Annotated in this window: 21 protein-coding genes, 1 tRNA gene and 1 pseudogene; 6 read left to right on the top strand and 17 right to left on the bottom strand. The window is 45.2% G+C overall.

Features of this window, described 5'->3' with window-relative positions; translation table 11 throughout:
• The first annotated feature begins 125 nt into the window (after positions 1-125).
• Entirely contained in the window at positions 126-1313 is a 1188-nt protein-coding gene (locus tag FTU50_RS05275) for an MFS transporter (protein ID WP_180069541.1), read from the top strand.
• Positions 1314-1814: 501 nt separating this feature from the next.
• On the opposite strand, the gene FTU50_RS05270 is transcribed toward FTU50_RS05275, so the two are convergent.
• Positions 1815-2189: a helix-turn-helix domain-containing protein gene (locus FTU50_RS05270; RefSeq protein ID WP_016660049.1), complete on the bottom strand. Its 375-nt coding sequence runs from the start codon at positions 2187-2189 to the stop codon at positions 1815-1817.
• 115 nt (positions 2190-2304) lie between these two features.
• On the opposite strand from FTU50_RS05270, the gene FTU50_RS05265 reads away from it, so the two are divergent.
• Complete coding sequence (locus FTU50_RS05265) at positions 2305-3156, top strand: SDR family oxidoreductase (protein WP_075174753.1); 852 nt, start codon at positions 2305-2307, stop codon at positions 3154-3156.
• 13 nt (positions 3157-3169) lie between these two features.
• On the opposite strand, the gene FTU50_RS05260 is transcribed toward FTU50_RS05265, so the two are convergent.
• The 6 genes from FTU50_RS05260 to uvrB form a co-directional block, all read right to left on the bottom strand.
• Positions 3170-3844: a hypothetical protein gene (locus tag FTU50_RS05260; RefSeq protein ID WP_075167800.1), complete on the bottom strand. Its 675-nt coding sequence runs from the start codon at positions 3842-3844 to the stop codon at positions 3170-3172.
• A gap of 13 nt (positions 3845-3857) precedes the next feature.
• Positions 3858-4568 (bottom strand): MFS transporter, encoded by a 711-nt coding sequence (locus FTU50_RS05255; RefSeq protein WP_373685469.1) that lies wholly within the window; start codon positions 4566-4568, stop codon positions 3858-3860.
• A gap of 172 nt (positions 4569-4740) precedes the next feature.
• The gene (locus FTU50_RS05250; protein ID WP_075167798.1) at positions 4741-6198 is read right to left on the bottom strand and encodes a glyceraldehyde-3-phosphate dehydrogenase; all 1458 of its coding nucleotides are present in this window, start codon (positions 6196-6198) and stop codon (positions 4741-4743) included.
• A gap of 268 nt (positions 6199-6466) precedes the next feature.
• The gene (gene rarD, locus FTU50_RS05245) at positions 6467-7396 is read right to left on the bottom strand and encodes an EamA family transporter RarD (protein ID WP_005176706.1); all 930 of its coding nucleotides are present in this window, start codon (positions 7394-7396) and stop codon (positions 6467-6469) included.
• Positions 7397-7529: 133 nt separating this feature from the next.
• Positions 7530-8117: a lipocalin family protein gene (locus tag FTU50_RS05240; RefSeq protein ID WP_005176705.1), complete on the bottom strand. Its 588-nt coding sequence runs from the start codon at positions 8115-8117 to the stop codon at positions 7530-7532.
• Positions 8118-8241: 124 nt separating this feature from the next.
• Entirely contained in the window at positions 8242-10263 is a 2022-nt protein-coding gene (uvrB, locus tag FTU50_RS05235; RefSeq protein ID WP_045795108.1) for an excinuclease ABC subunit UvrB, read from the bottom strand.
• A 309-nt stretch (positions 10264-10572) separates the two neighbouring features.
• On the opposite strand from uvrB, the gene FTU50_RS05230 reads away from it, so the two are divergent.
• Both FTU50_RS05230 and FTU50_RS05225 read left to right on the top strand, forming a co-directional pair.
• Positions 10573-11352, top strand: a complete 780-nt coding sequence (locus FTU50_RS05230; RefSeq protein ID WP_045795109.1) for a hypothetical protein — start codon at positions 10573-10575, stop codon at positions 11350-11352.
• A 159-nt stretch (positions 11353-11511) separates the two neighbouring features.
• Positions 11512-12961: pseudogene (locus FTU50_RS05225) on the top strand (diguanylate cyclase domain-containing protein).
• Positions 12962-13007: 46 nt separating this feature from the next.
• On the opposite strand, the gene FTU50_RS05220 reads toward FTU50_RS05225, so the two are convergent.
• The gene (locus FTU50_RS05220) at positions 13008-13190 is read right to left on the bottom strand and encodes a hypothetical protein (protein ID WP_005176699.1); all 183 of its coding nucleotides are present in this window, start codon (positions 13188-13190) and stop codon (positions 13008-13010) included.
• A gap of 219 nt (positions 13191-13409) precedes the next feature.
• Between FTU50_RS05220 and FTU50_RS05215 the strand changes: the two genes are divergently transcribed.
• Entirely contained in the window at positions 13410-14645 is a 1236-nt protein-coding gene (locus FTU50_RS05215; RefSeq protein WP_005176698.1) for a pyridoxal phosphate-dependent aminotransferase, read from the top strand.
• 96 nt (positions 14646-14741) lie between these two features.
• On the opposite strand, the gene FTU50_RS05210 is transcribed toward FTU50_RS05215, so the two are convergent.
• Both FTU50_RS05210 and FTU50_RS05205 read right to left on the bottom strand, forming a co-directional pair.
• Positions 14742-15200 carry a hypothetical protein gene (locus tag FTU50_RS05210; RefSeq protein ID WP_180069538.1) on the bottom strand — a complete coding sequence of 153 codons (459 nt, stop codon included), beginning with the start codon at positions 15198-15200 and terminating at the stop codon, positions 14742-14744.
• A complete protein-coding gene (locus FTU50_RS05205) occupies positions 15178-15444 on the bottom strand; it encodes a hypothetical protein (protein WP_143217969.1) in 267 nt (88 codons plus the stop codon). Before FTU50_RS05205 ends, FTU50_RS05210 begins: the two co-directional genes overlap by 23 nt.
• Here FTU50_RS05205 and FTU50_RS05200 point away from each other — a divergent pair.
• Positions 15437-15512, top strand: a tRNA-Asn gene (locus FTU50_RS05200). The genes FTU50_RS05205 and FTU50_RS05200 overlap by 8 nt on opposite strands.
• Positions 15513-15786: 274 nt before the next feature.
• Here FTU50_RS05200 and FTU50_RS05195 read toward each other — a convergent pair.
• Genes FTU50_RS05195 through FTU50_RS05165 form a run of 7 tightly spaced genes read right to left on the bottom strand, consistent with a single transcriptional unit; the run spans position 15787 to position 20202 of the window.
• Positions 15787-16440 carry a tRNA-(ms[2]io[6]A)-hydroxylase gene (locus FTU50_RS05195; protein ID WP_005176696.1) on the bottom strand — a complete coding sequence of 218 codons (654 nt, stop codon included), beginning with the start codon at positions 16438-16440 and terminating at the stop codon, positions 15787-15789.
• A 15-nt stretch (positions 16441-16455) separates the two neighbouring features.
• On the bottom strand, positions 16456-17181 hold the full coding sequence (gene pdxJ, locus FTU50_RS05190) for a pyridoxine 5'-phosphate synthase (protein ID WP_075167797.1): 726 nt from the start codon (positions 17179-17181) through the stop codon (positions 16456-16458).
• 13 nt (positions 17182-17194) lie between these two features.
• Positions 17195-17905 carry a DNA repair protein RecO gene (gene recO, locus FTU50_RS05185; protein ID WP_075167796.1) on the bottom strand — a complete coding sequence of 237 codons (711 nt, stop codon included), beginning with the start codon at positions 17903-17905 and terminating at the stop codon, positions 17195-17197.
• A 17-nt stretch (positions 17906-17922) separates the two neighbouring features.
• Positions 17923-18111 carry an NF038104 family lipoprotein gene (locus FTU50_RS05180; protein WP_005176688.1) on the bottom strand — a complete coding sequence of 63 codons (189 nt, stop codon included), beginning with the start codon at positions 18109-18111 and terminating at the stop codon, positions 17923-17925.
• A gap of 21 nt (positions 18112-18132) precedes the next feature.
• Positions 18133-19161, bottom strand: coding sequence for a GTPase Era (era, locus tag FTU50_RS05175; protein ID WP_016660033.1), 1029 nt, complete (start codon positions 19159-19161; stop codon positions 18133-18135).
• On the bottom strand, positions 19158-19859 hold the full coding sequence (gene rnc, locus FTU50_RS05170) for a ribonuclease III (RefSeq protein WP_005176685.1): 702 nt from the start codon (positions 19857-19859) through the stop codon (positions 19158-19160). The genes era and rnc overlap by 4 nt, the downstream gene beginning before the upstream one ends.
• Positions 19831-20202: a DUF4845 domain-containing protein gene (locus FTU50_RS05165; protein ID WP_005176678.1), complete on the bottom strand. Its 372-nt coding sequence runs from the start codon at positions 20200-20202 to the stop codon at positions 19831-19833. Before FTU50_RS05165 ends, rnc begins: the two co-directional genes overlap by 29 nt.
• Between the last annotated feature and the right edge of the window lie 19 nt (positions 20203-20221).

The following is a 20221-nucleotide window of genomic DNA, read 5'->3' as shown; positions in this document are numbered from 1 at the left end:
TAAAACCCGGCAGCGCTTATTTTTTCCCAAGCATGATATTCAGCAATCAAATGATTGTTTTTTCTTATTTCTATTTTCAGTCCACAACACCTATAGTGTGCTACTCGCCGACTTGAGAAATTGTTATGTCCTCCCCAACCGCCACGCCAGTGCTGTCCCCTCAATTTGTATTACTGATGGCGTTGGCCTGTGGCCTTTGTGCCGGTTCTGCCTATTTTAACCAGCCACTCATTTATTCAATTGAAAAAAGTCTGGGCATTAGCACCAGTCAAGCCGGCTTTGCTGTAGTGGTCGCGCAAATTGGTTATGGTTTAGGACTTATGCTATTGGTGCCACTGGGTGATTTACTCAATAAACGCAAGCTAATTGTTAGCCTGATGGTCTTCGCAGCAATTTCACAAATCCTACTGTCTTTGAGCAGCAGCCTGTCTGGACTATATTTCTTTACCTTATGTGCCACTTTTGGTGCGATTTCCGCGCAGGTGTTAATTCCGTTTGCCTCGACCATTAGTCCGCCGGAATCGAGTGCCGCGATTGTCGGTAAACTAATGAGTGGTCTGGTGATGGGGATTATTCTGTCGCGCACCTTTGCCGGTTTTGTATCGACCTACTGGTCTTGGGAAGGTGTGTATTTATCCAGCGGAATACTAACCTTAGGCTTTGCCCTGCTGATGTGGCACAAACTGCCGAATACCCAGCCACAACCCGGTTTAACGGTGACAGGGATTTATCGTTCCTTATTTAAACTGGCGCGGCATCATCCGCATTTAATTCGCCGTGCCTGTGCCGGCGCCTTAGGCTTTGGCATTTTGTCGATGGTCTTTACCTCAATGACCTTTGTCTTGGGCAGCACGCCTTATCATTTTAGTGATTTTGAAATTGGCCTGTTTGGCTTACTTGGCGTGATCGGGATTTATTCGGCCAGCTGGTCGGGGAAAACCGTGGGACAAGGCAAGGAAAATCTGGTTGCAACGCTATGTATTTCCCTGATGCTGTTGTCCTGTATTCCGCTGTTTTTTGCCCAGCAGAATATTGTGGTCTACGCGATTGGGGTACTGATGAGCTATTTTGGCCTGACCGCATTTCACGTATTAAACCAGAACCTGGTCTATCGGATTGATATTAAAGCGCGTTCAAGAATTAATGCGGTATATATGACCATTTACTTTTCAGGGGCAGCCATTGGTTCACTCGGCGCGGTGTATGCCTGGGAACATTTTGAATGGATTGGCTGTGTGGCACTTGGACTAGTCTTTGCGCTTGGTATTTTAGTGATTGACCGTTTTGATTTTAAGCAGATGAAACAGGCTTAAAATATTTTGATTCATCACTGCTCATGACTCATTCATAAGATGAATCCTACAAGTTCCTTCTCCCTTTGGGAGAAGGCTAGGATGAGGGGCTGTTATGCTGAATGAGAAGTTTAGAATGACTTATAAAAATATTTCTTTTTATTATTTTTGATCAAGTGCATAGCGCATTAACTTCTGACCTAACGCGATAAAAGTATGACCCATTTCTTTTCCAAGCCTAGGTACTCGATAATCAATAAACTCAATATTTTTCGACGTTAACCCCCCGAATAGCTTGAATATAATCCTAAGCTTTTATGATTAAATTGCTTAATCCTATCCTTTAAGCTTTGATCTCCAGTCGTGTCTTCCAGAAATTGAAAATGAGCCCAACATGTTTGTGCTTAAGTTATAAAATTCATCTATGAAATAAAAGTCAAAATAATGGCATAGACCACTAAAAGTGACGCGGCCAGATGTTCAGAGGGTTTCATTATTGCTTCCCCACCCGCAACTTAATGTCTATTTTGAAACGCGCGCTTTATTCTCTAAAATCTCAGGCAAACTACGCTCTACCCATCCAATCAAGTAATTTAACTTTTCAGACGCTTGCGAACCCAAAATCGTCAGCTGATATTCTACTTTTGGTGGCACAACTGGATAAACCGTTCTTAAAATAAAACCATCTTGTTCCAGCATTTTTAAAGTCTGCGCTAACATTTTCTCGCTTACCCCTTCAATGCGCTGCTTTAACTCGCTAAAACGATGTACACCATCACTTAAACAGCGCAGAACCAATACCGACCATTTATTGGTTAAGTGTTCCAAAATTTCACGCGATGGACAATCTGTGGATAAAACCTGACCAAGCAATTTACTGGTTTCATAAGCTGACATAAAAATCTTTCCTGTGGGTAATAGGCTTACTTTTTGGTACGTACTTACATTTAGTAAGTTATCAGATTAGTATTTAACCATCAAGATTATTTTTCAAACAATGTTGGAGTGAGATATGAATATTGCGATTACAGGTGCAACTGGTCAGTTGGGTCAATTGGTGATCCACCATCTTTTCAATTTAAGTTCAGAACATCACCTTATTGCATTAGTCCGTAATATTGAAAAAGCCCAGGCACAATTACCGAAAGGCATCGAAATCCGCCATTTCGACTACGACAAGCCTGAAAGTTTAACGACTGCGTTATTGGGCGTGGATAAGTTACTTTTAATTTCAGCCAATGAAATTGGCCGTCGTACGGCACAACATCAGGCTGTGATTGAAGCCGCCCAGGCGAGTCAGGTTCCCTATATTGCCTATACCAGTTTGTTAAATGCAGATCACTCCAGTTTAGGCTTGGCGCAGGAACATCGTGAAACTGAAAAATTGATTCAAGAAAGTGGATTGAGCTATACCCTGCTTCGCAACAACTGGTATATCGAGAACTATTTGGGTGCGTTAACCCAAGCAATCCAACATGGCGCAATATATGGTGCAAGTGGTGATGGTCAAATTAGTGCCGCGTCTCGTGACGAATATGCTGAAGCAATTGCACGTGTATTACTCACGGATACCCATCTGAATAAAACCTATGAGTTAGCATCAAACCAAAGCTTTACCAAGGCTAATCTTGCTCAAGCCATCTCCGAAGTGAGTCAACAACCAGTGCAGTACAATAACTTAAGCCCTGAGGCCTTTGAGCAACTGTTGCTACAGGTGGGCTTAGATGAGGGTTTTGCCAGTTTCTTGGCAGATGTCGATGCTCAAACCCAAGATGGCGTTATGTATAGCCAAAGCCAGGATTTGCAAACATTACTGGGTCGTCCAACGGCAAATATCACAAGCATTTTACAAAAACTGATCTAAAGTCAGCTTCAGTTTATGGGTGGATCTGACTCAGTTTCAGATCCATTTTCATGTCTAAATTGGCTTGTGTGCGTCGTTCAACATTACGCATCGTGGCATTAAATCCGGAAACTTTCTGCAAGGTCATTGGATCATTCAGATTTAATTGCGGCGCAAATTGATGTAGCAAGCGAACCTTTAACAGCTCATGAAATTCCAGACCGGCCGGGCCATTAAATAAAATCTTCACTGGCAGCCGATAGGTGCGCTGCAAATGAAACGGCACACTCATTTTAATTGGAATATCCAGCTGTAACGGCAATTTGGGCAATAACGGATTCTGATAGATTAAATCGGTGCTGGTTTGTAGCGGCATCAGCTGATCAATTTGAATATGGGTTTTATAGTCCACTTTTACATCAATCGGTGTGGTGACTACAAATTGCAGATTGGCCGGATATTTACCTTCCAAAGGCAATTGCACCTGCTGATCCAGCTGAATTTCAGTATCTAAATGGCCTTGGGTATGGGCCTGTAAATAATTGCCGACCTCAATATGAGTAGGTAAATCTTCCGGTAACAACAACCGTGCTTTTTGGGCATTGACATACATCGAGGCCTGAATATTTAAATACAGCCAGAACAGAAGTGCGACCAGCGCAGCCACAATCAAGCCCAACACAAGCTGATGGCGAAGTGAAGAAAACATCTTGCACGCTCCTCTACTCGACCATTTGTACAGTAGTCTGTGGCTGCGCCGTTTCGGCCGTCGCCAGACGAATACTGTTTAAAGGAATATTCAGCTCACCCTGCTCAATCTTAATTGGCAAGGTATTTTTTACATCCACCGAGGCCTTCAGCGCGGTTTGAATTGGCACATTTAAATGACCTTGTACCGGAATCTGGGTATTCAGTGTGGTTTTTAATGGAATATTCAGGTTTTCTTTTAATACCGTTTTTACCGGCGCATTAAATTTCAAATGGACTTTTTGCGCGAGTGGCACATCCATATGAATGGGGACATCCAGCACAATGGGAATGGTGCCTTTGAGCGGCAAACTGATGTCTTTACCCATCAACCTGACTTTGACCTGGGTATCGACTGCCAAAGGCTGGTTAATTTTTAAGGTTTCCCGCACCGGAATGGTGGTACGGATTGGCACATGCGTATCAAAATACACCCGTGGATTTAAGGTTTGGGTCAGCGGAATATCCAGATTTTCCTGAATGGGAATAACCGCATTGACCCGGCCACTGACATCGACATCCAGTGCATCATGAATTTTAACTTCGACTTGGAGTGCTTCCTGCAAATCAATATTGACCTGCTGGTTTTCGAGCGGAATATAAATCTGAAAATGCCGAAAAATCCATAAGGCAATTGCTACACCTACCATGGCTGCCAGCACCATCAAGATTATGCCGCGGAGCATCAATCTGTTTGGCAACGGTTTATCCTATCTGTCATTTTTGTTTTTCTCGACAGAAATTGTGCCCAAAAACCGTGATACGGTTTGCAATTTTTTGTATAGCGTCTTTGCTTATTATTTTAATGAAAGATAAAAAAGAGCCTCAAATGAGGCTCTTTCTGGTCTGCATTACAAATTAAGCATTTGTTTCAGCAGGAACTTTTGGATAGCTTACGCCGCCCATCTGTTCAGCGATACGCAGTACCTGGCAGCTATAGCCCACTTCGTTGTCGTACCATACATAAGCCGTTAAACGGTTACCTGAAGTGATGGTTGCTTGCGCGTCAAATACACCTGCAGTACGTGAACCGATGAAGTCAGAAGATACCACTTCAGTCGAGTTGGTATAACCGATCTGACCTTGCAGGTTCGAGCTGATTGAGATTTGACGGATGTATTCGTTCACTTCGTCACGCTCAACTTCTTTCTCAAGCGTCAGGTTCAGAATCGCCAGTGATACGTTTGGTGTTGGAACACGTACAGAGTTACCGGTTAACTTGCCTTTCAGCGCTGGAAGTGCTTTCGCAACTGCTTTCGCTGCGCCAGTTTCAGTAATTACCATGTTCAATGTCGCAGCACGGCCACGACGGTCAGCTTTGTGGTAGTTGTCGATCAGGTTCTGGTCGTTAGTGAACGAGTGAACTGTTTCAACGTGACCATTAAGCACCTTGTATTTGTCGTCTAACACTTTCAAGGTTGGCGTGATTGCGTTTGTAGTACAGCTTGCTGCAGAGATGATGGCATCTTCATCAAGAATGTCGCCCTGGTTTACACCATAAACAACGTTCTTCATGTCACCTTTACCAGGTGCAGTCAGAATGACACGTGCTGCGCCTGGGCATTGCAGGTGCTGAGCCAGACCGTCAGCATCACGCCATTTACCAGTGTTGTCGATTACCAGTGCATTGTTAATACCGTATGCAGTGTAATCTACTTCAGACGGGTTAGATGCATAGATCACTTTAATGAACTGACCGTTCGCAATAATTGCTTCGTTTTCTTCATCAACAGAAATGGTGCCAGAGAATGGACCATGGATCGAGTCACGACGTAATAAAGACGCACGTTTTTCCAAATCACCATCTGCAGATTTACGCACTACGATGGCTTTTAAGTTCAAGCCACGGCCAAGACCAGACTGACCAATCATTAAACGTGCCAGGATACGACCGATACGACCGAAACCGTAAAGTACAACATCACGGCCTTCTACAGAAGTTGGACGACCTTCAACCGCTTTGACTGCCGCTGCTACAAATGCATCTGCATCGCCGCCTTGCTCTTTAAAGGCAACCGCAAGTTTACCCAGGTCGATTTCAGCAGTACCAATGTTTTCAACTTTTGCTAATGCTTCAAGAATCGGGAAAGTGTGTACAACTGAAAGCTCAACGTCCATCATACGCGTGAAACGGTGTGCTTTTAAAATCTGAATCACTGAACGGTTAACTAAAGAACGTCCAAATACTGAAACAACAATATTTTTCTCACGGTACAGCTTACCGATCAAAGCGATCATTTGTTCCGCGATTTCTTCACGGTTTTTCCAGCGACCTTGGTGCTCTGCGTGTAGGGCGATGATAGTCTCTTTGCTCACAGATACGTCCTCTAATTAATTGTATATCTAGGCATAAAATTCAAAACCCGACAATTGTAATGGAATTGGCGGCAAGATTGAATCAAAAGCTGTCTAAGACCGCTCTATTTTGCTATATATTCAGTATAAATTTGCAAAATAGTTGTAATTATTTTTATGATTTCGCACCTAAATCTTTAAAAAACACTATTTTCCATATAAAAAAGAGCAAGTTATCTGTTTGTTGCTTTATCAGACAAATTTTACCGACTGATAACAATATTTTTTGCTATTCCAGCCGGTCCTGATAGTTCTGGACATTTTTTTGCAAGGCCCGCTCCTGCCGTTTCTGTTTCAGTACATGCAGTACACCTTCAATCACCAGCAGCAATACCGCCAGCCAGATTGGAATGTAGGTCAGCCATTCATCGGCTTCAACACGCTCGCCCAGCATCATCGAGGCGAAAGCCAGCAACACCGGTTCCAGATAGCTAAGCAAACCAAAAATCACAAAAGGCAAATAACGGCTGGCCAGAATATAACTGCCCAAACCTAAGGCACTTAAAAAGCCCAGTCCCAGCACAGCCCAGATCAGATGCGAGTAATTCAACAGCAATGCCATGCTGTCGCTATAGACAAAGCCCAGATAAAACGCGACTGGTAAAATCAGGAACAGATCCCACCAGAAACCGCCTAAATTGTCGGTTTTAAACTGACGGCGTAAAAAGAAATACAAAGGATAAGCCAGCGCCACATACACAGTTTCCCAGGCCACACTGCCAATGCGCCAGATTTCATGTCCAACGCCCAGTACGGCTAGCGCCACCGCCAGCATTTGCCAGCTGGACAGTTTTTCCTTATACAGCACACAGCCAACCAACACCATCACCAGTGGCAACAGGAAATAACCGAGCGACACTTCCAGACCACGGCCGTTAATTGGCCCCCATAAAAACAGCCACAGTTGCGTGGTACATAAGAACGAACTGATCAGCAGCCACAGCAATAAAAGCGGCTGTTGTAGCACCCGCCTGAAAATCTCGGCCACATGCTTTAAATCACCACTCCACCACATAAACAGGGTGATAAAAGGCAAGGTGGACAGCATGCGCCAGGCAAAAGTTTCTTCACTGTCTAAAGGTTGCAGAAACTGGGTATAGAAATACAGCACACCAAAAGTGATGGATGCCAATACAGACAAAGCAACGCCTTTATACATCTTTCACTCCTGATCTTTGCCGAGCGCTGATTATACTCAGTTCATCTCCGAAAAACTCTGTTCGTGCATGAATTATTGACCGAAAAATAAAAAACCATGCCGGAGCATGGTGTATTTTTAGTAGGAGATTGCTTTAACGGGCTGTCTGTTTGGTGTGAATAATATCATCCAGGTTATAGCCTAAAGATTTGGCATATTCGAGATATTCATTGATCACTTCGGGATTGGCCTGCGGGGTACGCGACAACACCCACATATATTTGCGATGTGGCTCACCGACCAGCACGGTCTGATAATCTTCATCCAGTTTTAGCACCCAGTAATCACCGCGACCAATTGGCATCCAGCGGATAAATTCTGGCAGGAAGCTGACTTTCAGTTTGGTATTAAACGGCGCATTTTGTACAAAGGCTTCACCAATAGAGACGGTTTGTTCGCCATTTTTGGTAATACAGCGATTATCGACCTTGATATTGCCATTTTCATTTAAGGTATAGGTCGCCGTGACATCCCGATCACATTTATTCTGGAAGGACATCGGTTTACGTGCCACCTCATACCAGACCCCTAGGTAACGATCCAATTCCACTTTTTCAACGGTGGGTAGTGGCTCTTTCTGGGCATAAGCCATGGTGGCCAGCCCTAAACCGACCAGCACTGCCCCGCCTACGGCAATTTTTGCTAATTTATAACTCGCTTTAGGGAGATTATTCGTTTTCATCAGGTCACCTTATAGCTTCAATATTGTTCTGGAGTTCTCAGCATACTTGGCTAAATTAACGGTAAATTCAGGTATTTACTGTTGTGTTATGTAAGGAGTTTTTTAACAGTTCCCACACTTTTCTTTACTGCAGCATTTGTGCCTTCAAACGAATAATTTCATCACGCAGACGTGCGGCCTGTTCAAACTGCAATTCTTTTGAGGCTTTGAGCATCTCTTTTTCCAGCTTGGCCACATGCTTGGCAAACAGTTTCGGGTCCGACACGATATGCCGTTCATCCGCGGTTAATGCCAAGGTTTGTGCTGCCATCTGCTCATCAATTACGTCTTCTTCCAGCACCTCGCCGGTATCAATTTCTTTAATAACCTGACGCACAGCACTGCGCGGAGTAATCCCATGCAACTGGTTAAATTCAATTTGCTTGGCTCGGCGACGTTCAGTTTCATCAATGGCTTTTTGCATGGAATCGGTTATCCGGTCAGCATATAAAATCGCCTTACCGGCAATATTCCGCGCAGCACGACCAATAGTCTGAATCAGCGAACGTTCGGAACGCAGGAAGCCTTCCTTGTCGGCATCCAGAATCGCCACCAGCGAGACTTCTGGCATATCCAGACCTTCACGCAGCAGGTTAATCCCCACCAGCACATCATAAATCCCGGTGCGCAGCTCATGAATAATCTTGACCCGCTCGACCGTATCAATATCGGAGTGCAGATAGGCCACTTTAATGCCGTATTCTTTTAAATAGGAACTTAAATCTTCGGCCATGCGCTTGGTTAAGGTCGTGACCAGAACCCGTTCGTTTTTATCTTTACGCAGGTTAATTTCCGACAGGACATCATCGACCTGGGTCAGCACCGGACGGATTTCAATTTCCGGATCAATCAGACCGGTTGGACGCACCACCTGCTCGACAATCTGCTCGGCTTTTTCCAGTTCATACTGCGCCGGTGTGGCACTGACATAAATGGTGCTTGGAATAATCCGTTCCCATTCTTCAAATTTCATTGGCCGGTTATCCAGCGCGCTTGGTAAACGGAAACCATAATTGACCAGGTTTTCCTTACGCGAACGGTCCCCTTTATACATGGCACCAATTTGCGGCACGGTAACATGCGACTCATCAATAATCAGCAAGGCATCATCCGGCACATAATCAAACAGGGTTGGTGGCGCTTCACCGGCCGGACGACCGGATAAATGACGGGAATAGTTTTCAATGCCGTTGGTATAGCCGAGCTGCTGCATCATTTCCAGATCATAACGGGTACGCTGCTCGATGCGCTGTGCTTCCAGCAGCTTGTCATGTGCACGGAAAAAGCCTAAACGTTCTTTCAGTTCTTCACGAATAGTTTCAATGGCGCGCTGCAAATGGTCTTTGGGCGTCACATAATGGCTTTTCGGGTAGATGGTGACGCGTGGCACTTTGCGGATCATTTTGCCGGTCAGCGGATCAAACCAGCGGATCGAATCGACTTCATCATCAAATAGTTCAATCCGGATGGCATTCTGCTCTGATTCTGCCGGGAAAATATCAATAATTTCACCGCGAATCCGGTAGGTCCCGCGCAAAAATTCCAGTTCATTGCGGCTATATTGCATTTCTACCAGCCGGCGGATGATATCTTCACGTTGAATCCGGTCGCCCTGCACCACATGCAACAACATGCTCATATAGGCATTCGGATCACCCAGACCGTAAATAGCCGATACCGATGCCACAATAATCGAGTCACGACGTTCCAGTAATGCCCGCGTCGCCGACAGTCGCATCTGGTCAATGTGATCATTAATGGCGGCATCTTTTTCAATAAAGGTATCGGAAGATGGCACATAGGCTTCCGGCTGATAGTAGTCATAATAACTGACAAAATATTCAACCGAGTTATGCGGGAAAAAGGCTTTAAATTCGCCGTAGAGCTGGGCCGCCAGAGTCTTGTTATGCGCCATCACAATAGTTGGCCGCTGTAACTGGGCAATCACGTTGGCCATGGTATAGGTCTTGCCGGAACCGGTTACCCCCAGCAGCAACTGATCATGCATGCCCTTTTGAATTCCCCGCACCAGCTTTTCAATGGCCTGCGGCTGATCTCCAGCAGGTTGATAATGGGTAACCAATTCAAAAGGTTGATGATCACTCACGGATAGCGTACTCATACAGATCGAAAAAAATAGTCTAACAGATTCAGCCTATTATCTGGCTTCAGATTGTAATTTTTGTACACTTTCTTGTCACCGGCAGCATCGGCAAGGTTCTGTTTTTAGTCCGCAGTGCAACTGAAATAAAGACCTTCACCCGCTGCTGTTTGGCACACTCTCACCAGACATACCCAGATCAAAGCAAAATCTTCATGTGAAACAGAAAAACACCCTCGTCTTGTGCTTTTTCACTTGATTCTGCCCCGCTTCACGGGCAACATGAACACAAAGGATCACATAGATTTAATGACAATGACTTACCGATATCATGATGAAAGTATTATTAAAAGCTTGCCTGAAGATACGATTTTTGTCTTTGGCAGTAATCTGGCGGGTGATCATGCCGGCGGTGCAGCGCGCACTGCCCTGCAACACTTTGGCGCCGTGCGCGGCGTAGGTCGTGGCTGGGCCGGACAAAGCTTTGCCATTCCAACCATGAACGAGCATTTGCAGCAAATGCCACTGTCGCAAATTCAGCACTATATAGATGACTTTAAAACCTATACCAAAAATCATCCGAAAATGAAGTATTTTCTGACTTCAATTGGCTGTGGTATTGCCGGTTATAAAGTCGAGGAAATTGCCCCGATGTTTAAAGGCATTTCCCACAATGTGATTTTCCCGGCCTCCTTCCGGCCTTTTGTCGAGAAATCTTTACCGAAACTGAATCAGCATTTTCTGCATACCATTTTTCGTGATCCGGTAATTTTTGCCAGCAATCCGGATGAGCTGATTGAAGTGCTGGCTTTAAATGACAATGAAAAAAGTCTGGCTAAAATTTTGCTGAATACCCAGATGTACCCGACCGACAGCAATGGCCGTGACCGGATTTTTGAAATTGAAGATATTTTATATGGCCTGAAAGACAAGGTCTTTGAATGGCAAAGCAACTCTGAAGGTTCCATGCTGTTTGGCGGGGTGATTCTAGCCTTACTGGAACTGTATAGTATTAATGAACAGGATTTTGCCGAAGTCTGGCATGGTCAACGTGAAATTACCCCACCGCGTCCGGCGCATCGGGCCAAAAAATAATCCCTCTTTTTAATACCAGAGCAGCCGGCCATTGAGCCGGCTGTTCTGTATTTTGGTGATATAAATCACATTTATAAAAATAAACACAATTTTTATCACATAATAAAAACTTGATTATAATTCTATTTTTCATTCACTAGAATAATCGAGCTTCAGACTATGACAATACTGGACACGCCTGTTTTTACCCTTGCGCCGATTGCCCTGTGGCTGGAAGACTTTAGTGAAATTAAAAAGCAGTTTGAGCTGTGGCGTGCACAAGGCATTCAGGATTTACGTGGCTATTTACTGGAAGATCTAAGCCGTGTCATTGAATGTGCCCGTAAAATTAAAATTCTGAGCGTAAACCAGAAAACCCTGGAACTGTATGAAGCCCAAGATCTGCAGCATTTAATTAGCAACCTGGAGCAGATTTTTAAAGGTGAGATGGCCAGCACCCATATTGATGAGCTGATCAGCTTGTGGGAAGGTCAAACCGAATTTTCCAGTCAGGCCGTCAATTACAGCCTGAACGGGAAACGGCTGGATATCCAGTTACGCGGCACCGTGGTGCCCTCGCATGAGCATGACCTGTCTTTGGTGCTGGTCAGTACCAAAAACATCACCCCATATACCGCGGCGCGCCGGCAGGCAGATCAGCAGCGTTTACTGGCTGAATCGCGCTTTGTCTATTCACCCACCTCCTTGTGGGTGGAAGATTTTAGCCGGATTAAAAGCCGCCTCGATCAGCTGCGCCATTTGGGCATAGATGATTTCAATACCTTTTTAGATGTGCATCCGGATTTTATCCAGCAATGTATCCGGGATGTGCTGATTATTGATGTCAATCAGGCCACGCTGGATTTATTTGGCGCCCCGGACAAAAACACCCTGCTGCAAAATATTCATAAAATTTTTGCCGGAGAAATGCAGCATACGTTCAGGGAACAGCTGATCGAGCTCTGGAATGGCAATATTCACCATCAGCGTGAAGCCATCAATTATGCGCTGGATGGCAGCATCCGCCATGTATTGCTGCAATTTACCGTATTTCCCGGCTATGAAGAGGACTGGAGCACAGTTCAGGTGGCCTTGACCGATATTACCGCACGTAAAAAAAGCCGAAAACTATCTGGAATATCTGGGCAAGCATGATGTGCTGACCAAGCTTTTGAATCGCTCGCATTATACTGAAGAAGTGAATCGTTTAGAGCGCAGCAGTCTGCGGCCTGTGTCCAGTATCTATATTGATATGAATGGCTTAAAAGTCGTGAATGATGCCTTTGGCCATGATAGCGGTGATGATCTGCTCAGACGCACCGGTGAACTGCTGAATCAGCTTGTCCAGAATACCCAGTACAGTGCCTGCCGTATTGGCGGTGATGAATTTGTGGTTTTGCTACCAGGTGCCGATGAGATTGCCCTGCACAACTGTCTGGCGGGCTTGCAGGAACTGCTGTTAATTGACAGTCAGTTTCATGGCAATCAGATGCTGAATCTGTCGATTGGGTCTGCGACCACACTGCCGCAGGAAAGCATTGAAGAGATGCTGAAACGCGCCGATCAGGCTATGTACACCCAAAAACGCGCCTATTATGTCCAGTTTGACCGGCGTGAAACCCAGGATTAAACCCATCAAGCGCCCATAAAAAATGCCACAGAACGTGGCATTTTTCTTAGCGTTTACCCATAGATTTACGGGTCCCACGTGGTGGTGGAAACAGCTTGTCGGCATAACCTTCGTCTTTAGGACGAACCTGATTATGCAAGGCATCCATCTGGGCTTTTTCTTCCGCAGATGGCATTGGGAATGGGAGTTTTACCACAGGTTTTTTTGAAGTAGGCTGCTGCTTACTCATGACGATAACTCAAATCAAATTAGCGCTATTTTAAGGTTTTTTGCAGTCAGAAGCGAGCCTCCGGCTTTTTATTCTCAAAAATGCCTTATTTTGAGGCGTAGAAGCACAAATTTCGTGATTTTTTATTAATTTGTTGAGATTTTAAACGACGAAGTGACTATTTTTGAGCTAAGATAGTGTGCTTTTTATTTTTTAATCCCTATAAGAAGGAATACTGCCGTGGACGTACGTCTCTCTGATCGTGTAAATGCCATCAAACCGTCCCCAACGCTTGCTGTGACAAACAAAGCTGCCGAATTGAAAGCTGCTGGTCATAACGTAATTGGCTTGGGTGCAGGCGAACCGGATTTCGATACACCACAACACATCAAAGATGCAGCAATTGCAGCGATTAACAACGGTTTTACCAAATATACCGCTGTTGACGGTACGCCAGGCCTGAAAAAAGCCATTATTGCGAAACTAAAACGTGACAATAACCTTGACTACCAAGCCAACCAGATTCTAGTGTCTTGCGGTGGTAAACAATCATTCTTTAACTTGGCACTTGCACTGTTAAACAAAGGTGATGAAGTGATCATCCCTGCACCATTCTGGGTAAGCTATCCAGATATGGTCATCATCGCTGAAGGCGTGCCAGTGATTGTGAAATGTGGCGAAGAACAACGCTTCAAAATCACCCCTGCTCAGTTAGAAGCAGCCATCACAGACAAAACCCGTTTAGTGGTACTGAACAGCCCGTCTAACCCGACAGGCATGATCTACACCAAAGCTGAACTGGAAGCTCTGGCTGAAGTACTGCGTAAATACCCAGAAGTGTATATCGCATCTGACGACATGTACGAACCAATCCGCTGGGATGACGAGTTCTACAACATCGCTACTGTTGCACCAGACCTGTATGACCGCACTATCGTGTTAAATGGTGTGTCTAAAGCCTATGCCATGACTGGCTGGCGTATCGGCTATGCAGCGGGCCCTGCTAAACTGATCGGTGCGATGAAAAAAATCCAGTCTCAGTCAACCTCTAACCCGACGTCTATTTCACAAGTGGCTGCAGAAGCTGCATTGAACGGTCCTCAAGACGTTCTACAACCAATGATTGAAGCGTTCAAACGCCGTCATGACCTGGTGGTAAACGGCCTGAACGACATCAAAGGGATTTCTTGCTTACCTGCAGATGGTGCGTTCTATGCTTACGCCAACATCAAACCACTGATTCGTGCTAAAGGCTTAAAATCTTGCACAGAATTCTCTGCATGGTTACTGGAAGAAACTGGCGTGGCCGTGGTTCCAGGTGATGCATTCGGTTTAGGCGGTTTCATGCGTATCTCTTATGCAACGGCTGATGAAGTGCTGGTAGATGCGTTAGCGCGTATCAAGAAAGCGGCGGATTCAATCGAAGGCGTTGATGAAGCGATTGCGTCGATCGAAGCTGAAAAAGCTGCTCAATAATCTCTTCTGAGCAATAAAAAAACCGCGACCTGTTCGCGGTTTTTTTATGGCCTGATTTAACTCTAAACGCTCAATTCAGCGGACCATAGATAACGGTTAGATGGCCTTTTTCAGCGCCTGAATGAGCTGACTGCGTGAGATGTCAGGACGGTCTGTACCCTTATAAATACAGTAATATTTAAAGGCACTATCCAGACTCACCCGCAGTTCTTTTTGTTCAGAAGCCGACCAGACCCGGCAGCGGTTACTACCCGACAAGGAACTGCCGGCAAGCTGATACAGGTATAAATCCTGGCTGCGCTGTAATGGCGTGCGGGTCGCATGATCCGGATGCTCTGAAAGCTGGAAACATGGCTCATTGATCAGCCATTTTTCACTAAACCACAGCTGCAGCAAATCGCCCAGATACAGATCGACATGCCCGACTGGCCATATGTTGATATAGGCCGAAGCAACAGGCGTATAATAATCTGCTGGATTGCTGATAAGAGAAAGGTAGTTGTCTTTGTAAAAATTGAGATTTGCAAAAATTTCAGGGATGCTGAGCGTATTCATTCGCTGTCTCCGATTTAGCCATTTTTGTGCTGGCAAGTTGGTTTAAATCCACACTGTTTAACCATTTGGTCAAACGACTTTCTGGATTTAATCTAACAACAGATTTTTTGCTTTGCAAGATTTTTTCGTGTTTTATTTTATTTTGCACAAATAAAAAGCATATAAACTTTAAATGTAAAAAAGATGACAGTTTTCGCTTGACCCCTGCTGAAATCCCTCTATAATCGCATTCAGATTCTCCCATAGCTCAGTCGGTAGAGCGACGGACTGTTAATCCGCAGGTCCCTGGTTCGAGCCCAGGTGGGAGAGCCAAATTCAAGAAAGCCCAAGCATTTAAGACTTGGGCTTTTTTATTGCCAAAAATTTATAGATTTTAATCTTTTTTAATTCCTACAGCGATTCACATCTGAAGGTTATAAAAAAAGAAGATTAGGATCTTCCCGAGCGATCTAATGGCGAGACGTCAATCGCCAGATCAGCAGAGCATCTATCTTCAAAAACAGGTAAATCAGCCCTGATTCCCCTTCTCGCAGCCATAAAAAAACGGAACCGAAGTCCCGTTTTCTCTCAAAAAATATTGACTGTTTCAAGCCGCTTGGGCCGGTACACCGCTATGAAAACGGAAAGTATCATCGGGGCTTAAAATCAGATTTTTTTCGACTTCACGAATATGCTGAATCCGGCCCTGAATATCTTCTTCTGGATTTTTTAGCTTGGCAGTTTTAGCAACATCCAATGCCAATGCCAGGTAATCTTCATAATGACGCGATTCAGATTTCAGCAAATAGCGGTAGTAACGCCCCAGCTCTTCATCAACATGCGGTGCCAAGGCATAAAAACGCTCGCAGGAACGCGCTTCTACAAAGGCACCAATCACCAGTACATCAATTAACGCTTCTGGCTCATAGGTACGGATTTCTTTGCGTAAACCGCCGGCATAACGGCCTGCGCTTAAGCCTTTCCACTCCTGTCCGCGTTTGTTCATGAATTCCAGCACCTGTTCATAGTGCAGCATTTCTTCACGAACCAGTTGCGCCAGCTTGACCTGCAAATCGGTAAAGAAGCTATAGCGGAACATCAGGTTCATGGCCGTGCCCGCGGCTTTTTTCTCGCAGTTGGCATGATCCTGCATCAGGATTTCCAGATTGTTCAGCGCTTCATCCAGCCAGGCTTGCGGGGTTTCACAGCCCAGGAAGCCGATCACCGGCTTCATGAGCTCATCATAATTGATTGTCGACATACAAAAACTTCAGGATTATCGTGCAGCTTTGATCGCTGCTTTCATTTGCTGTACAGCTTGTGCCAGACCCACAAACACCGCATCGGCAATGAGCGAGTGACCAATATTCAGTTCATGAATTTGCGGAATTGCGGCAATCGGCGTCACGTTATCTAAATTCAGGCCATGGCCGGCATTCACCACCAGACCTTTGGCCGCGGCATATTCGGCACCTTTCACAATACGTTCCAGCTCGGCCTGCTGCGCCTCTGTGGTTTCAGCATCGGCGTAGGCACCGGTATGAATTTCAATGGTTGGTGCACCACAAGCAACTGCGGCATCAATCTGGGCAAAGTCAGCATCAATAAACAGGGATACATCACAACCCAGAACAGAGAGAGCCTGCGTTGCCGCTTTTACCGCCGCAAAATTACCGACCACATCCAGTCCACCTTCAGTGGTGACTTCCTGGCGTTTTTCCGGGACAAAGCAAACATGATGCGGTTTGATTTCTTTGGCGAACTCGACCATTTCATCAGTCACCGCCATTTCCAGATTCATGCGGGTTTTCAGCAATGGACGCATACGACGCACATCATCATCCTGAATATGACGACGATCTTCACGCAGATGCAAGGTAATACCCTCTGCACCGGCCTGTTCACAAATCAGTGCGGCATTGACCGGATCTGGGTAAGTGGTGCCACGTGCTTGTCGCAATGTTGCAACATGGTCAATATTTACACCAAGTAATGCAGCCATACTCTTTTCCTAATTACGATTGTGTTTGGGAGTTCTGTATCCACAATTGACGACTTTTTAACGGCCGATCTCCCAGCAGGGAGCTGATCATCTGCCGATATAATTTAGACAGTAATTGTAACTGTTCTGGATTAAAATCCCTACTCTTTTCATGGTCACGCATACTCAAAATCTGCGCGCCATTTAAACTGGAACGGGAAGCCTGCGCCGTTGGCATAAAGCCTTCATTTAATAAAAACTGATACTGCTGCATTGCACCAATCGGCTGCTGGTTGGCATCCACTTCAAAGTCGATGGCATAACCCAGCTCTTGTAGCAATACATGCTCAAACTGGCGCAGAATCTGTCTTAAAAAGCTGTTCGGCTGCGGATGGCTCGACAGCTGCTGCAATTGCTGCAAAGTCGTGGCATATTGCAGAAAAGTCTCGGGCATCTCGACTTCGAGCGGACACAGACGCAGCAAAATTTCATTCAGATAAAAACCGGAGAAAAAGGCATCGCCAAAGAAAAATACGGGCTGGTTGATAATTTCCAGTTTGGTAAAATTTTTCAGTTCAGATTTACCCGAGGCCTGCAGGCTAATCGGTTGATATTGTGGTGGCGGGGTTTGTCTTAAAATACCATCAATCCGCCCATATTCCTGGGTAAACAGATGCACAATATGACTACGCTCGCGGTATTTACGATGATGGATCAGGTAGCCATGCAAGACTTCATTACGCATGTGGGCAGGATATCAGCCTAATCATCTTTCTTTTTGCTTTCATCTTCTTCATCCCCATCGGGAATGACTGCACCGACCACAGCGGCCGTGCCTTTGACCACGCCTTTGGTGGTTTTATAGGCCACTTTAACCGGAACTGTAACCACCTTATGAATACAGCCCTGCAGCATGAACATGCAGGCTAAAATCACAGCAATTTTGGTCATTACAGTTCCTCGTTTCATGGCTTAGATATCGCTATATCCCAAGCTTTTTAATGCACGTTCATCATCTGACCAGCCACCTTTGACTTTCACCCAAAGCGTGAGCATGATTTTCTGTTCGAACATTTTTTCCATATCGACACGGGCATCCATCCCGATTTTTTTCAGCTTAGCACCTTTTTCACCAATCACAATGGCTTTTTGGCCCGGACGGTCTACGAAGATGGTGGCGTCAATATAGGTACAGGCCGGTTTCATACGACCGGTTTTTTCATTTAAAGCCGGCTCTTCGGTTTTAAATGATTCAATCTGTACGGTTAAATCGTATGGCAGTTCTTCACCGAGCTGACGCATGATTTTTTCACGAATAATTTCAGAGGCCAGGAAGCGCTCGGAACGGTCGGTAACCTGATCAAATGAATATAGCGGTGGCTGGAATGGCAGATACTGCTCAATGGTGTCACGCAGATGTTCCAGATTGGCACCACGCAGCGCAGATACCGGTACAATTTCTGCGAAGTTCATCAGCTTGGCACGCTCCTGAATCAGCGGCAGCGCCTGATTTTTATTCTCGAAGGTATCCAGTTTATTGATCACCAGAATGACTGGCATGTCTGCATTTTTCAATTTCTCCAGTACGAGTTCATCGTTCTGGGTCCATTTTTGTGCATCGACGACGAATAATACCAGGTTCACATCACGCAGCGCCGAGTGCGCGGCACGGTTCATCATTTTGTTGATGGCACGCACTTCTTTTTTGTGCATCCCCGGAGTATCAACATACACTGCCTGAGATTTTTCACGCGAATCAATCCCGACAATTTTATGACGGGTGGTTTGTGGCTTACGCGAGGTAATAGACAGTTTTTGACCCAACAGGTGGTTCATCAGGGTAGATTTACCCACGTTTGGCCGGCCCACAATGGCCACAAATCCGCTACGGTAATCCGATGGAATTTCCTGACCTTGTGAACTGAAGAATTGATTGATTAAATCGTGGCTGTCGCTTTGCGACTCGTGATCAGCATCGTTGTGATCGGAATGGATTGTCATTGAGACGTTTGCTCCAAGAGTTTTAAAATTTCCGCGGCAACTGCCTGCTCGGCAAAGCGGCGGCTAGAACCTTCACCTTTCATTACCGGCAAAGCATCGACCCGGCATTCCACCTTGAAATGCTGGTTCGGGGCATCACCCTGAATATCTACAACCTCGTAAACTGGGAGAGGTTTTTTACGTGCTTGTAAATACTCTTGCAGGCGTGATTTTGGATCTTTGAGCTGATCGGTCGGCTCAATATGATCCAGATAAGGCACGTACCATTTTAACACAATCGTCTGTAGCAGGTTTAAATCCCCACAGTCGATATAAATCGCACCAATAATCGCCTCGACTGCATCTGCAAGTATAGACTCACGATGATGACCGCCTGATTTCAATTCACCGGTACTGAGAATTAAATTTTGACTGAGTTTTAAATCATTGGCGATTTTACCCAGTGCTTCCTGACGCACCAGTGTTGCGCGCATACGGGTCAGCCGCCCTTCATTTTCCTGCGGATAGGCGGTGTAGAGATAATTGGCAATAATCATCCCTAAAAGTGAATCGCCTAGAAATTCTAGGCGTTCATAGTTGTGTTTGTGACTGACCGAACGATGCGTCAGCGCCAGCTTGAGCAGATCCGGCTGTTTAAACTGGTATCCGATGCGGCTGGCCAAACGCGTTTCATTGAGCTTGGACTGAGCTTTGATCAAAACTTTTCTCGAATTTCATGACAATATCAATATTCAATAAGAACGGTTTTCTTATCTCATAGTCTTTCTTCACCTGTAGACCATCTACATTGGTGACCTGGGCAACATCCGCAAATTTAATATCACGAATGTTGTTCATACTTAAACGCTTATCCATTTCCCCAATGAATTTTTGCGGACTCAGGTTTTTGGGTCCATGAATCAACTGCTCTTTAATCTGGTTATCCAGCATTCGATCATCGAAATACGGTCCCCAAACCGCAACTGCAATTTTTGCCATAAAAGCAAAACCAATAATTGCAACCAGAATTGCAATATACGATGCCCCTTGTTGATGACGCATTTTGTTATTTTCCTAATGG

Origin of the sequence: Acinetobacter sp. YH12112 (assembly GCF_013418945.1) — a bacterium.
Taxonomy (GTDB): domain Bacteria; phylum Pseudomonadota; class Gammaproteobacteria; order Pseudomonadales; family Moraxellaceae; genus Acinetobacter; species Acinetobacter indicus.
The sequence above is the reverse complement of the archived record's forward strand: the minus strand, read 5'-3'. Positions and strand labels throughout refer to the sequence as shown.